We start from the raw sequence: 13719 nt of genomic DNA on the forward strand, positions 1-13719 counted from the left end.
CACTTTTTTCCCAGAACCTCCTTAATAATTTCGTTTTGCAGACTCAGCTCGGCATACATCTTCTTCAGCCGGCGATTCTCTTCTTCCAACTCTTTAAGCCGCTTGACTTCCGAAACCTGCATGCCGCCGTATTTGGCCCGCCAATTATAAAACGTGGCCTCACTAATGCCATGCTCCCGGGTAATCTGGGCGACGGTTTGACCGCTATCCTGTTGTTTAAGGATCGCTACAATCTGCGATTCGGTAAATCGATTTGCTTTCATTCCCCTTTTCAATTACAGTGAAAGTTATGTTTTTTACGCTACTTTTCACTGGCTCATTTTTAAGGGTTCAGGACACTACGGTATCAGTATGCAAATCCAAGTTTTATGTCGGTTTTAGGGTTATACCGGTATTGGTCCTTAAAAAGCCAAAACCGGATTTAACGGACCCAAGTAGTTAATAGGTACAAAAGAAGACATTCATAGTTGCTTTTACATCTTCTTCCAATAACTAGCATTTATGACTTAGTTATCGAACCTCCTATCTGGAATGATGATTGTATGGTTCAAAAAGCCATTAAATTTTGGTCTAATAAAGGCATTGCTTATTTCTTCCCCTTTCCAATAATTATAGCTTTTAACAGGACCGGTTCTACTAACTGAGCAGGTCAGTTATTGATCAGAAAGCCAGCCAAATTCTAATTTGAAAAGCTAACGGTCAGCTCATTACGAAAGCATACTTTCAAACTAACAGTTCTGGTTTAGAGTTGAAACAAGTTGACTTGCCTGTTTTAAATTGAATGCCCTATGCAAACAAAGCTCTTCTCATCTCTATTCACACACGCGCTTTTAGCGATTTGTCTTCTGGCCTGCAATTCGACTGACAAATCAGAAAATCAGCCAACCAACCAAACGTCTACTAGCGTCAACCCATCAGACACGACACTCAATACCGAGACGGTGATGGAACATCCCACTCCACCCCCACCGGCGTTGCTTAGTTCGCAAAAAGGCCCTGACGACTCGCAGGTTGATCTACTAAAAGCCCAGGTGAAAGGTAGTATCCTAACCGTGGAGTTGCAATACAAACCGGGATCGGAAGACAAACCAGTCTCGTCAACCTACGCGATTAATCAGGTAAGCGTAACTGATGAAGTGACCACTAAAACCTATAGCGTTATGAAAGATGGGTCTGGTCACTACATGGCCTCCCCGATGCGGACGGATCAGGGAAAGCAACTGATTAATATTGCTATTTCTTCGTACGATAAGCCGGTTGCGGTTTGGTTTAAGTTTCCGGCTCCACCCGTCGACACCAAAACCATTGCCATTAAAATTCCGGACGTTGGCACCTACAAGGGTATACCGATTAGTCGATAACTCCCTGTACTGACTAGAAAGCCAAGAGCCGGAACCAAGTTGATGGGTTCCGGCTCTTATCCTTTGGCACCAGCTTTTCTCAAATTCGTTTGTCCAGTACGGACTTAAACGGTTGATCATACTGGCGTTTACCCGTGGTTTTATACAAGGCGTTAGCCACCGCACCAAAGACAGGAGGAAAAGGAGGTTCCCCTAGTCCGGTCGGGTCAAGATCATTTTCGACAAAGTGAACTTCAATCTTCTTAGGAGCCTCATTATGCCGAATCAGGCGGTAGTTATGAAAGTTGCTTTGCTGGGCCGCACCCGCTTTATGCGTTAAGGACCCGTAAAAGGCATTGCCGATGCCGTCGACCACGGCCCCCTGCACCATATTGGTGGCCGCATCAGGGTTGACGACGATGCCACAGTCCATCGCACTAAATACCCGCTCGACGTAGGGCTGTCCATCGCGGGTGACCATATCGACCACGTGGGCCGCGTACGAGTTATGACAAAAATAAGCCGCCACCCCCCGGTGGTATTTCTCATTGCCAGGCTTGTTCCAGCCCGACTTGTCGCGTACCAACGTCAGTACGCCCGCATACCGGTCCGCATCATACTCATTATTTTTGCCGACCGGGGCCTCTTTGGCCCGTTTCAACAGTTCCAGCCTGAATTCGATGGGGTCTTTCCCCATCGCCTCGGCTACTTCATCCAGGAAAGATTGTTCAGCGGCCGCGTTGAAGTTGGAGCGCGGGGCCCGGAACGCACCAATGGTGATGTTAGAGGGAATCTCCCAGCCTTCGGCCAGGTAGTTCTCCACCGCTCCGGCCGGAAACCGGTTGGCGTGAATGGCATGCTCGGGGATGCCGCCCCCTTTGACATGGAACCCAATCAGATTTTTGTTCGCATCCAAAGCCGCGCGGTACGTCGCCGTGTACATGGGCCGGTAGATGCCGTAGGTCATGTCGTCTTCGCGGGTGTAGATCAGTTTGATCGGTGCTTTGGCTCGTTTGGAAATCAGGGCGGCTTCGATCAGATAATGTCCATACGCCCGGCGGCCAAAGCCGCCCCCCATCCGCGTCATCTGAATCTCGATCTTGTCGGCTGGAAGGCCTAATCGTTTGACCAGCGTCGGCTCCGTCCAGCCCGGTGCCTGCAAGGGGCCCACCAACAAGGCTTTTTCATCGGTCACATGGGCGAAAAAGTTCATCGGCTCCATGCAATTGTGGGCTAAGAAGGGGGCATTATAGGTACGCTCGATCACCTGGGCTGCATTCTTAAACGCCGTTTCGGGGTCCCCGTCTTTTCGTAATTGCTGCGCTGGTTTTTTGGACCATTCCTGCATTTTTTCCAGCTGAGCTGAGGTACTTTCCAGTTCTCCTGGAACCGTGACCTCCCGTTTTCCGCCCCGGCCCGTCATGGTATCTTTCGTATCGCCAGCCGGCTCCCACTCCACCTTTAGCTTTTTACGGGCATTCATGACCTCCCAGGTGGTCTTACCCACCACCACCAGCAAATCGTTGAAGGTACGGGTGTCAAAACCGCCCTGTTCGAAACCGTCTTCGTACAGTTTCAGGCTGAAGACGTCCTTAATACCCGGCATCTTAAGGGTTTGCGAGGCATCGAACGATTTGAGTTTCATGCCGAAGGCCGGTGGATGCTGAATCATGGCGATGAGCATGCCTGGGGCCCGGTAGTCCAGTCCGAAAAGCGGTTTGCCGGTGACGATCTTCGGACCTTCCACATTTTTCTTCGATTTTCTAACAATCGAAAAATCTTTCGGGGCTTTTAATTTGGTGCCTTTGGGCACCGGAAGGGTAGCGGCTTTCGAGGCCATCTCGCCGTATTTGGCCGATTTGCCGCTCGCATGACGCAGTACCCCGGCTTTGGTCGTTACCTCATCGACAGGAACCCCCCAGCTTTGGGCGGCTGCTTCCCGCAGCATTTGCCGGGCGGCCGCCCCGGCTTCCCGCAGGGGTTTCCAGTACATGCGCACGGAATTACTCCCGCCGGTGAACTGCGGCCCTAACTTCGTGTTATCATGTGGCCCCATTTCAACCACAACCCCCTTCCAGTCGACGTCTAATTCTTCGGCGACCATCATGGGCAGGGACGTCATCACATTCTGACCAAATTCAGGATTGGGACAGATCAGTTTGACCAAATTGGTCGCGGTGATCTGAATGTAGCCGTTAAGCTGGCTCCACTGCTCGGGCACGTTCAGGGCCTTGAGTTTGTCGGCGGCTTTGGCGCTGGACAACCAGCTCACACTGAGCATCATGCCACCCCCTGCCAGCAGCGAAGCCTTTAAGAACGAACGCCGGTTATGGGTTGTTTTGTCTGTCGTCATGGTCTGGGAGTCATTTACGGGTTGATGAGCCAGCGGTCTCCTTTGCTGCCGATTTGATCGCTTCTTTAATGAGCAGGTAGGTTCCACAGCGACAGATGTTGCCGCTCATGGCCGCGTCGATGTCTTCGTCGGTCGGCTTGGGATTCTGTTTCAATAACGCAGCCGCCGTCATAATCTGGCCCGCCTGACAGTAGCCACACTGCGCTACATCGTGTTCGATCCACGCCTTCTGGACCGGGTGATCGCCCCTGGCCGACAGGCCTTCGATGGTGGTGATGGCCTGCTTGCCAACGGCCGAAACGGGCAGCTGGCAGGACGGGACGGCAACGCCGTCTACGTGCACCTTGCAGGCTCCGCACTGGGCGATACCACAGCCGTACTTGGTACCGGGTAGGTCCAGATGATCACGTAATACCCACAGCATGGGCGTGGACGGATCGACATTCACCGGCCGGATTTTTCCGTTAATTTTTAGATGATACGTAGCCACAGGGATAGGATTTAATTCGTTCTATAAAGTTAGTCGTTTTAATCTAATACTTGCTGATAATCAATGGGTGATCGCTCATGAATGGGGCCTAATTTGTCGGTCAGAAAACCAGCGTTCCGCCCGCTGAAAAAGGCTTTTATCTCACCCAGAATCGATAGGGCGATTTCATCAGGGGTTTCCGCACCCAAATCCAGCCCAATGGGAGAATGAACACGTCTGAGCGCCTGTTGAGAAAAGAATTGACCCGTCTTGATCCACGCAGCCTGCATTTTCTCGTAGCGTTTACGGGGCCCCAGCAGGCCGATATATGGTACATCCGTCGACAGCAGCCTGGTTAACACGGCCAGATCGTAGTGGTAGTTGTGCGACATGAGCACGGCCGCGGTCCGATCCGTCCAGGAAAGTTTGTCCGTTATTGCCTCGGCATCAGCGTAAAGCAAACAGGTCGCCTGGGGAAAGCGTTTGGGCGCTAAATGAGCGATGCAATCTTCGGTCACGGTAACCCGCCAGCCGATTTCCGTAGCCAGCCGAGTAAGCGGAATTGTATCATAGCCCGCCCCAAAAATAACGAGTTCAATGCCCGAATCCATCCGTTCGATAAACACGTCAACGGCACCGCCGACCAGCCAAATCGTCGTTGTCAGGGGCTTACCGACTTCCATCACCCGCTCCATATCGGGCCGAAGCCAGGCCGGAATTTCGTCCGTTTGCTGCCCTGTGAGTACAAAACGACTCCCCTCCCGCAAGTCTATGCCGGGCGTCTTCCGGCAAATCGTGGCGATGACGCGTCGGTCACGAACCCGGCTGAATTCGCGCAACAAGGTAATGGGATTGACCGGATCAGCGGTATCAATTGGCTCAATAAACACATCGATAATGCCGTTGCAACCCAACCCAACGCCCAGGCTATTGGCCTCATCGTCCATGGTATCGTAGCGCACGACCATCGGTTTACCATTCAGCATAACCTGACGGGCTTTGCGCAGGGCGTCGCCTTCCAAACAGCCACCACTGATGGCCCCTTCCCAGCGGCCGTCGTCACTCACCAGCATGCGGGCACCGGGACGGCGGTAGGCGGAGCCTTCGACGTAAACAACCGTAGCCAACGCCACTTTGCGGTGAGAATGGTCTAGTTGGTCATATATAGCCAGAATACGATTAATCTCTTTCATATTCGTGCGCGCTCAATGGGAGTCATCAAAAAATTGCAAAAGCCAAGCTCAGGCGAGTAACCACCTGCTAGGTCGGGTGTTCTAACAAAGATCCGGTTTATACGTCTATCGGATGGTATACAGATTCCGGATATTACTACCAATATTCCGGATTATATCGGCGTAGACCAGCAATTTACCTGTTACGGATAGACTAGATAGAGTGGAATTATTTATCTAGGCTGTTGTATTCTTTGTCGCTCACCGGTTGTAGCCAGGTCACTCGACCCGTTGCGGTATTGGGCGTAATGGCGACCTGTCTAAATTCGACGGTTGGCGAAGCGCCATGCCAATGCGGCACATTCGGAGGGCATTTTACCGCGTCGCCTTTCCGAAGAATTTGGATGGGTTTTCCCCGCTCCTGGTAGTAGCCAATGCCGCCCAATGCCAGCAAAACTTGGCCACCCGCGTGGCGATGCCAATGGGAGCGTGCCCCTGGTTCAAAGGTTACATAGCCCACCGGGATGTTGAAGGCGCTGTCGGCTTCGATCAACGGCTGCACCCAGACGGTTCCGGTAAAATTACGAGCGGGTGCCCGCTGACCTTTAGGAAAAATAGGGCTCGTATCCATCTTCGTTTTCCCATGGGGTTGGGCGTATAGCTGACAACTGGCAAAACCAATGAGTAGGATAGCTACAAGGCTATGTGCAATTCGTTTATTTTTCATAAAGTTGGCTACGAAGGATTTGTGCTTATGCATCAAAAAGTTTTTACCGCTTTGACGATATAACCTGAGTTAAAACCGTACGACCGGCTTGGGCTTCCGCATTACCAACGGCTGTTTCGATCAGATCAAACGCTTGCTTCAATTGCTCTTCACTCAGACCTACGTGCAAACAAATACCCAGGTGACTTTGCAGCATGGGCTCCACGCCTCCTAGGCTGGTGAGCACCGAAATGGTGGTCAGTTCCCGGTCGGCATAACTCAGCACGTCACGCTCAAAAATGTCGGCAAACAAATGCTCTTTCAGAAACACGTCAATCTCCGGGCTAAAGGCCGAATATCCTCGCTTGGGGCCGGTTTCGGGCTGGCCGGTTAATTGCTGGAGCACTTTTTTACCGCGTTCGTACTTAGGTTCCTGGCTCGTAATGGGCGAAGCTTCCTGACCTACCTGGTCGGTAATACCCCTCTTCTTTCGCTCTTCCAGCACCGTCATCAAGGTCTGTAACCCCCGAATACATCTTGGGAAACCACAGTACGCGTATAAGTGGACCAGCACTTCCTTGATTTCGGCCACCGTCAGGCCTGCGTCTAAGCCGTTGTTGAGGGCGAGCTGTAGTTTTTGCAGATCCCCTTTGGCCGTGAGGCCAGCTATGACAACAATACTCCGTTGCTTAGGCGACAAGGTGGCTGATTGATCCATCGGGCTTTGTGCATTGAGTTGGTTAAAACCGATGAGCCAACTAAGCAGTACACTGCTAAAAAAGAGCCGCATTGATTTGACTGAACGTGTTCGGTTAATCCAAGCCATTGTCTTTTAGAAATTTAGCTAGTAAGTCGGCTATTTCGAGGTTGTTCAGATCGGAAAAGGGAAAATGGGTATTGCCTTTAATGCCAACTTCGGGCAGGTGCACCACCTGGGCATTACCGCCATGTTTGTTGATGGTGGCGGCCCAGATTTTGGCCATCGCAAGCCCGGCCCGCCAATGATCTTTATTCCACACGGTAGACGGCTCTTTCGCAATGTTGTCGCCGTAGTAAACGATAATTGGAATTTTAGTGAGCTTGTTGAAATCCGATACAGAGACCTCTACGCCTTTCAGCTCGCCAAAAAGAGAGGCTGACGGGATGGGCCTTGGCAACTCACCCGGCGGAAATACAAAACTGCTGAAGGGTTCATAGGCGATAACCGCCTTCACGTTGGGGTTTTTGATGGCGGTAAACCAGCCCGGCCCTCCCCCCTGCGAATGCGTAATTAAAATTCCGGCCCCGATTCGATCAAACAAGCGGGAGCAGGCATTGGAGACAATGGTTGGGTCAAAACTCCCTGTGTTCGGCGTCATTTGCCGGAAAAACTGCTCCAAAGAAGCGGTATCGCTGGGGAATTGAACCCCGTCAAAATAATCCGGATAGTTGCCGATTCTGAACTGGGTAAACCAGAACTGTTCGTCAGGCGTCGGCGTGATCGTTGTTGCCACCAGACTTTTTCCTGCTTCGCCCCGTCGGGGTTGGTCGAGTAAATAAACGCCATAACCCCGCCGGAGGAATATCGTTTGAAAACCTTCCCGTCCATCGGGCGTAGACTCCCAGGTCTTTTTGGACTCCCCAGCCCCGTGTAGAAAAATAAGTGGGTATTTACGGGATTGGGGCGGAATCTGATAAAATACATACGCATGATCGCCGTGCAAGGTTTGCCCCTGGGGCTTTAATGCATTCGTCAAATCGAATTGCCCCGGTTCGGCAAGGGTCGTTCCACTGACCATAAAACTACCTTGCTGTTGAATGATTAACGAACCTGTAGGGGTGCTCTTTTTCGTTGATATACAGGCCGTCAGAAGTACAAACGAGACGACCAACAACCGAGCAACGTATCCTTTCGAATTGTTTACCGGATTGGATTGATTAACAAGGCTCCTCATTTTTCTTCGGTTAATTTCCTGAATAGTAAAGGCATTGAAACCGCATCAATTAATCCCATCTCGACTAGCTTCAATGATTTTACCATGTTCAGCGTAGTCGTTTTATACTTCTGGAAGTGGGGTGTTTTCAAGTGCTGCTCGTAAGCAGCTTTGCTGGCGTATATTTCCAAAATCCTCACCAACGCAGGGTTTTCTTTTTGATACATGGGAAAGATGGCAATGACCCCTGGCTCCCGTTTTACCGAGGCCGTTGCTTCTTCCGCCAGAATAGCTTTGTACTTTTCCAAATCAGCCGGGGCTATTTCAATTTCGGCCATACGCACCATCATTTCCGGTTGCTGTGCTGAAGCCAGGTGGTGACTGAGCAAAACGAATACCAGAACTAAAAAAGAAACCAGTTTACCCGTAGCCTGGGCACGGCAAGCGGCGCATTGCTTGTTCATTCTGTGCGGAGATAAGTTCATGGTTTATTAGCTGCTGCCATAAATCAAAGACGCTAATTTAAGGCATCGGCCTAGCGACCCACCCGTTTTTGAAGGTGGGCCGGGTAGCGGTCGCCCTGTATCGGAATTTGGGAAAAGGCCGTATCGATCTGGCTAATATCATCAGCGGAAAGGTTAATAGCCGCTGCCCCGATATTTTCGTCCAACCGATGCAGTTTAGTCGTGCCGGGAATCGGCACAATCCAGGGTTGCTGGGCCAGTAGCCACGCCAAGGCAATCTGGGCGGGTGAAGCCTCTTTTTCTTTGGCAATGTCACCGAGTAAATCGACCAACGCTTGATTGGCTTTCCGGTTCTCTTCTGAGAAGCGAGGAACTACATTTCGAAAATCGGCCTGGTCAAACTGCGTGTTCTCGTCAATTTTTCCGGTCAGAAATCCTTTCCCCAGCGGACTGAACGGAACAAACCCGATGCCTAATTCTTCCAACGTCGGTAGTATCTCTTTTTCCGGCTCCCGCCACCAGAGTGAATACTCGCTTTGCAAGGCGGTGACCGGCTGCACAGCATGGGCTTTTCGAATCGATTCCACACCGGCTTCGCTCAGGCCGAAGTGGTTCACCTTGCCTTCTTGGATTAGCTCCCTGACCGTTCCCGCTACTTCTTCCATCGGCACCGCCGGATCAACCCGGTGTTGGTAAAACAGATCAATCCGGTCGGTTCTTAACCGCTTTAGGGCTTCTTCGGCCACCTGGCGAATCCGTTCGGGGCGGCTGTCCTGCCCTTTGGTGGAATCGCCGTTCTGAAATCCGAATTTAGTGGCGATTACCACCTGATCCCGAAAAGGTTGCAGGGCTTCCCCTAATAGCTCTTCGTTGGTAAAAGGACCGTATGCCTCCGCCGTATCGAAGAAAGTAACGCCTTTTTCAAAGGCGGCACGTATTAATCCAATGGCATCCTGCTTATCGGTTGCCGGACCATAACCATAGCTTAAGCCCATGCAACCCAAGCCCAGTGCCGACACGGGCAGGCCACTTTTTCCTAATCTTCTTGTTTCCATAATCGTTGATTTAGTTTAACAGGTTAAGGGTACGTAACCACTTCACGACGGCCGTTTTGGCTTCTGCTGCCTTATCTTCTTTGATAACCAGCAGTTGACCATCCCGTTCGGAGCCACCCCGCATCGTAAAACCCTCCCGCACGGTGCTGTTAGGGCACAGCTCCTTGACGGTCTGGAAGGTACTGCCAATCCCGTAGCCCCCATTAGTATTGAACGGAATGACCGTTTTACCCCGCAAATCGTACTGGCGCAAAAAGCTTTTCATGGGTGGGGGGAGTTGCATGCCCCAGGTGGGGAAGCCGACGAACACTACTTCGTATTGGCCCATGTTGTCAATTTTTGTCCTTAACGGGGGCAAAAAACCGGTTTCATTTTCTCTCGCTACCTGTTCGACCGTAGCCCGGTAATTTTCGGGATAAGGATTCTCTACTTCAAGGGCCACCAGTCTGCCACCAACCTGATCCTGAATGATTTCCGCGATGGCCTTCGTATTGTTGGTACGCGACAAATACACGATCAATATGGTACTGGAATCCGCGGTAGGGCCACTACCGGTGACGGATGTTGTATCCGTGGCAGGCACGCTCTCCGTAGGCGACGATGAACAAGCCGAAATAAGCAGAAGAAGTGCGGCCAACAGATGGTTCAACGATAATGTCATAGCTATATATTTGTTATGGGACAGGTCTTTCGCGTTGCATCAGAGTAGGTGTTGCCACCCACCTACTTAATCTGACGACTACCAGAGCCAAAAACCCATTGCTTTTCACTATTAATGCCTGGGTGGTGCTTCGACATCAGAGAAAGCAAGCACCATTGCTGGTAGCCGCTCGCCTTTAACCTCGATCTTGGCCAAGTCGGCATTGAATTGCCTTAACTCTTCAGCCGTAAATCGTACGTCAGTGGCACCCGTGTTCTCCAGCAGGTGTCCCAGCTGGGTGGTGCCCGGAATGGGTACAATCCAGGGTTTCTTGGCCAGCAGCCAAGCCAGCGCTATCTGAGCGGGTGTGGCCGGCACTCCGGAGGCTTGTTTCTGCACGGCCCACCGCTTTACCAAATCCACTAAAGCCAGATTGCTGGGTAGATTCTCTGGAGAAAAACGGGATTCCATACCGCGGATGTCGCCGGGCGCGAACCGGGTAGCCGCGTCGATGGCGCCGGTCAGAAAACCCACGCCCAGCGGGCTCCAGGGAACAAAGCCGATGCCCAGTTCTTCGCAGAGCGGAAGGATGACGGCTTCCGGACCCCGCCATAGCAACGAATATTCATTCTGAATAGCCGTAACCGGATGAATGGCGTGGGCTCGTCTGACGGTTTGTGGTCCCGGTTCGGACAGGCCGTAGTGCAAGACTTTGCCTTCGTTAATCAGCTCTTTAATGGCTCCTACCACGTCTTCAATCGGAACTGCCGGATCGACCCGGTGTTGATACACTAAATCAATATGATCGGTGCGAAGCCGTTTCAGCATCCCGGCCACGACTTCCTTGATGTGCTCGGGACGGCTGTTCAAACCGGGTAGCCGCTGACCGGTTTTTTGGTCGATGTTCCAGCCAAACTTCGAGGTGATCACAACCTTCTTTCGGAATGGGGCAATCGCTTCCCCAAGAATCCGCTCACATTCAAACGGGCCATACGCTTCAGCGGTGTCGAAAAACGTAACGCCACGATCATAAGCCGTTCGGATAAGATTGACCATTTCGCTCCGGGAGGGAATCGTCGTTTGATAGGTACGACTCATATTCTGCACGCCCAGACCAAGGCTGGAAACGTCCAGCTTTCCCAGCTTGCGACGGCCCAGCGAGGCGTTGGCCGAAGTATCTTTTTTCGACGTTCCCTGGGTTAATTTCTGAGCATTGGCTGGTGAGGCCAGCAAAGAGCTTGTGGCCAAGCTCAGACTGCTTTTTAAGAGGTTACGACGATTCATAACACGGAAGGGAGTGTAGGAGTAATTATTTAGTAACCTTAACGGGTCTCATCAACCGGGAGAAGGTAAGTGAGCCCAGCTTCCATATGCCGTTTTGGTTGGTATATACCTCCGTCACCATAAATGGGTTGATGACCTCGTTTCCGCCAACGACGGCCACTAAGTCAATGTCATTCAACAGGATAGCCGTGTTGCCAATCCTATTCACCGAAGCCCCGTAGACTTCAGCTTTCTTGTACCAGATGTTTCCGGATTTAATTACATTAAGTTCCTGGTCTTTGCCCCAGCTTCCCCCCATGTGAACAAACACCGATTTTTCATCAAATAAGGTGGCTAAGGAATCGACCTTTTTGTCGGCCATCCAGCGCCACTTGTCTTTGGAGAGTTGGAGGACTTCCTGTTCTGCTTTCGTGGTGGCGGTTGATGTGGTAGTTGGCAGGTTCGCCTGGGCATACGATAGCTGCACACTGGCTAAGCACAAACACAAGCCTAACATTACTTTGGTCATGACGTATAAAGTTTACAGGGTTATTATCCTTACAGGAGTACGAACCGGTTACTTTTTCGCACCGTACTCTTCATCCGTTACCCGTTTAAACCAAATGGTTTTTCCTTTTGCCGGGCTGGTCGCCAGGTAGGTAACGCCACGGGTTGGGGTAGCCCCGTGCCAATGCTCCACACCCGGTTGACATTTTACTAACTCCCCTTTACGGACGGTTTGTCGGGGCTTCCCCCGCTCCTGGTAATAGCCTTCCCCGTCGGTAAACAGAAGGATTTGTCCACCGGGATGGGAATGCCAGTCGAGTCGAGCACCCGGGGCAAAAACGGCCTGCGCAATGCTGAACGTGAAAGTGCTGTCATGACCGCTAACCTCGCTTAGCCAGACATCGCCCACGTGAGTTTTGGTGGTTGCTAATTCCCCTTTGGGAAAGATTGGTGCGTTTTGTGCCATCGCCTGCGACGACAGTACGCTTAGGACCCCAAAAAGGATCAGTTTATGAATACGTCTGATTGTCATTGTCGTGGTGTTTTATAAAGTCTAAGCTGCGCCCCAGCCAGTTGGCCTTCGCCGGGTTGCAGGGATCGACACAAGAGCCCCGCTTCCGTTTCTTGATGGCTTTTTTAGTTGAGGTTCTTGCCGAAAAAATCAGTTAGCTTCGTTACGGCCTGTTCTACGTATGGAGGCTTCCAGTAGCTTTGTATATGGGTGGCTCCGTCAAGGAAGAAAAGTTCTTTACTTTTTGCCCCGGTTGCTTTCCCAAACGCTTCATCGGTCATGTATTTTGTATCGGCTTTGCTGCCAACGATCATCAACAGGGGTTGATTGATCAACTCCATGTTGGTGGTGGCATCCCAACTCATTAAGTCGAGCAGGCTGCTTCGGGTGTAGAGGAACGTTGAATTGGGGTGGGCGTGCGTTCGATAATAGTATACGTAGCCTTCGCGGTAGAGATCGGTGGGCGTTTTCGCAATTTCTTCATCGGTTATGCTGGCTACACCCGCATACAGGATTTCACCACCGGCTGCTTCCTGGGCACGGGCATCCGAGGCTTGCTTTAAGCGTTCCTGGATTGTCGCTACCTGGGAGTTCTGAAAGCCATTGCGTCTAACCTCACCGGAGTTAAACATGCTCAAGGTGGCGACGGCTTTAAAACGCTTGTCCGATTGAGCTGCTGTTAAGGTATACCCACCACCCCCGCAGATACCCAATACCCCTAAACGGCTTGCATCAACTCCGGCATACTGGGTAATAAAGTCAGCCATACCATGAATATCGTCAATGCGGCTGGCGGGTTTATCGGTATGTCGTGGCTCCCCACCGCTGGCTCCCTGGTAGGCAGCATCGGCAGCAAGGGTAATATAACCCGCTTCGGCCAACCGCTGTGCGTACAATCCTGCGGTCTGCTCTTTTATGCCGCCATTCGGATGCGCTATGACTACGGCCGGAAACTTCTTTGACCCATCGTAAGTGGCCGGTGTGTACACATTGGCCGCAATGTCGATCCCGTTGAGTTTATACCTCACCGGGTGGATGGCTACTTTACCGCTTTCATTTTTGGTAATGGCTCCTTGGTACACCAGCGTCCAGGGATTTTGTCCATATCGCTGCTGAACGGATGTTTCTTTTGAAGGGGTTAACTGCTGAACGCCATGGCCATTTTTTGCTATTCCCAGGCGACTTAGGGCTTGTGCTTTCACCGAATTATGGGTGGCTGTTGATAGCGTTAATGCGATTAGTAAGAAGGCTATCGTTTTCATTTTCTTAGGTTTTAATGGGTTACTCCGAAGTCCATTCAGCCCGTTTGGTTGAACGGACTTCGTT

The 13719-nt window shown here is 51.5% G+C and carries 15 protein-coding genes; 1 reads left to right on the forward strand and 14 read right to left on the reverse strand.

The genetic code is table 11. From position 1 onward, the window contains the following. On the reverse strand, positions 1–263 hold a 263-nt coding region (tnpA, locus tag LX87_RS22280), incomplete at its 3' end, for an IS66 family insertion sequence element accessory protein TnpA (RefSeq protein ID WP_146624531.1). A 525-nt stretch (positions 264–788) separates the two neighbouring features. Here tnpA and LX87_RS22285 point away from each other — a divergent pair. Then, complete coding sequence (locus tag LX87_RS22285) at positions 789–1361, forward strand: hypothetical protein (protein ID WP_146624532.1); 573 nt, start codon at positions 789–791, stop codon at positions 1359–1361. Positions 1362–1440: 79 nt separating this feature from the next. Here the strand turns inward: LX87_RS22285 and LX87_RS22290 are convergent, their stop codons facing one another. From LX87_RS22290 to LX87_RS22350, 13 genes are all read right to left on the reverse strand, one after another. Beyond that, the gene (locus tag LX87_RS22290) at positions 1441–3693 is read right to left on the reverse strand and encodes a xanthine dehydrogenase family protein molybdopterin-binding subunit (RefSeq protein WP_111630520.1); all 2253 of its coding nucleotides are present in this window, start codon (positions 3691–3693) and stop codon (positions 1441–1443) included. A 10-nt stretch (positions 3694–3703) separates the two neighbouring features. Next, entirely contained in the window at positions 3704–4183 is a 480-nt protein-coding gene (locus tag LX87_RS22295) for a (2Fe-2S)-binding protein (protein ID WP_111630521.1), read from the reverse strand. 38 nt (positions 4184–4221) lie between these two features. Further along, positions 4222–5355: an XdhC family protein gene (locus tag LX87_RS22300; protein ID WP_111630522.1), complete on the reverse strand. Its 1134-nt coding sequence runs from the start codon at positions 5353–5355 to the stop codon at positions 4222–4224. A 208-nt stretch (positions 5356–5563) separates the two neighbouring features. Then, complete coding sequence (locus tag LX87_RS22305) at positions 5564–5965, reverse strand: cupin domain-containing protein (protein ID WP_229310771.1); 402 nt, start codon at positions 5963–5965, stop codon at positions 5564–5566. 139 nt (positions 5966–6104) lie between these two features. After that, entirely contained in the window at positions 6105–6830 is a 726-nt protein-coding gene (locus tag LX87_RS22310) for a carboxymuconolactone decarboxylase family protein (protein WP_229310772.1), read from the reverse strand. A gap of 22 nt (positions 6831–6852) precedes the next feature. Beyond that, the gene (locus tag LX87_RS22315) at positions 6853–7818 is read right to left on the reverse strand and encodes an alpha/beta hydrolase (protein ID WP_229310773.1); all 966 of its coding nucleotides are present in this window, start codon (positions 7816–7818) and stop codon (positions 6853–6855) included. 152 nt (positions 7819–7970) lie between these two features. Continuing rightward, positions 7971–8438: a putative quinol monooxygenase gene (locus LX87_RS22320; protein ID WP_229310774.1), complete on the reverse strand. Its 468-nt coding sequence runs from the start codon at positions 8436–8438 to the stop codon at positions 7971–7973. A gap of 50 nt (positions 8439–8488) precedes the next feature. Beyond that, entirely contained in the window at positions 8489–9472 is a 984-nt protein-coding gene (locus tag LX87_RS22325; RefSeq protein ID WP_111630525.1) for an aldo/keto reductase, read from the reverse strand. A 10-nt stretch (positions 9473–9482) separates the two neighbouring features. Next, the gene (locus LX87_RS22330; protein WP_111630526.1) at positions 9483–10133 is read right to left on the reverse strand and encodes a flavodoxin; all 651 of its coding nucleotides are present in this window, start codon (positions 10131–10133) and stop codon (positions 9483–9485) included. A 111-nt stretch (positions 10134–10244) separates the two neighbouring features. Beyond that, on the reverse strand, positions 10245–11360 hold the full coding sequence (locus tag LX87_RS22335) for an aldo/keto reductase (protein WP_229310775.1): 1116 nt from the start codon (positions 11358–11360) through the stop codon (positions 10245–10247). A gap of 61 nt (positions 11361–11421) precedes the next feature. Beyond that, positions 11422–11904 carry a nuclear transport factor 2 family protein gene (locus tag LX87_RS22340; RefSeq protein WP_111630528.1) on the reverse strand — a complete coding sequence of 161 codons (483 nt, stop codon included), beginning with the start codon at positions 11902–11904 and terminating at the stop codon, positions 11422–11424. Positions 11905–11952: 48 nt separating this feature from the next. Next, entirely contained in the window at positions 11953–12414 is a 462-nt protein-coding gene (locus LX87_RS22345) for a cupin domain-containing protein (RefSeq protein ID WP_111630529.1), read from the reverse strand. Between the two features lie 104 nt (positions 12415–12518). Next, complete coding sequence (locus LX87_RS22350; protein WP_111630530.1) at positions 12519–13655, reverse strand: alpha/beta hydrolase; 1137 nt, start codon at positions 13653–13655, stop codon at positions 12519–12521. Positions 13656–13719 lie beyond the last annotated feature (64 nt).

This window comes from Larkinella arboricola, assembly GCF_003259745.1.
Lineage (GTDB): Bacteria > Bacteroidota > Bacteroidia > Cytophagales > Spirosomataceae > Larkinella > Larkinella arboricola.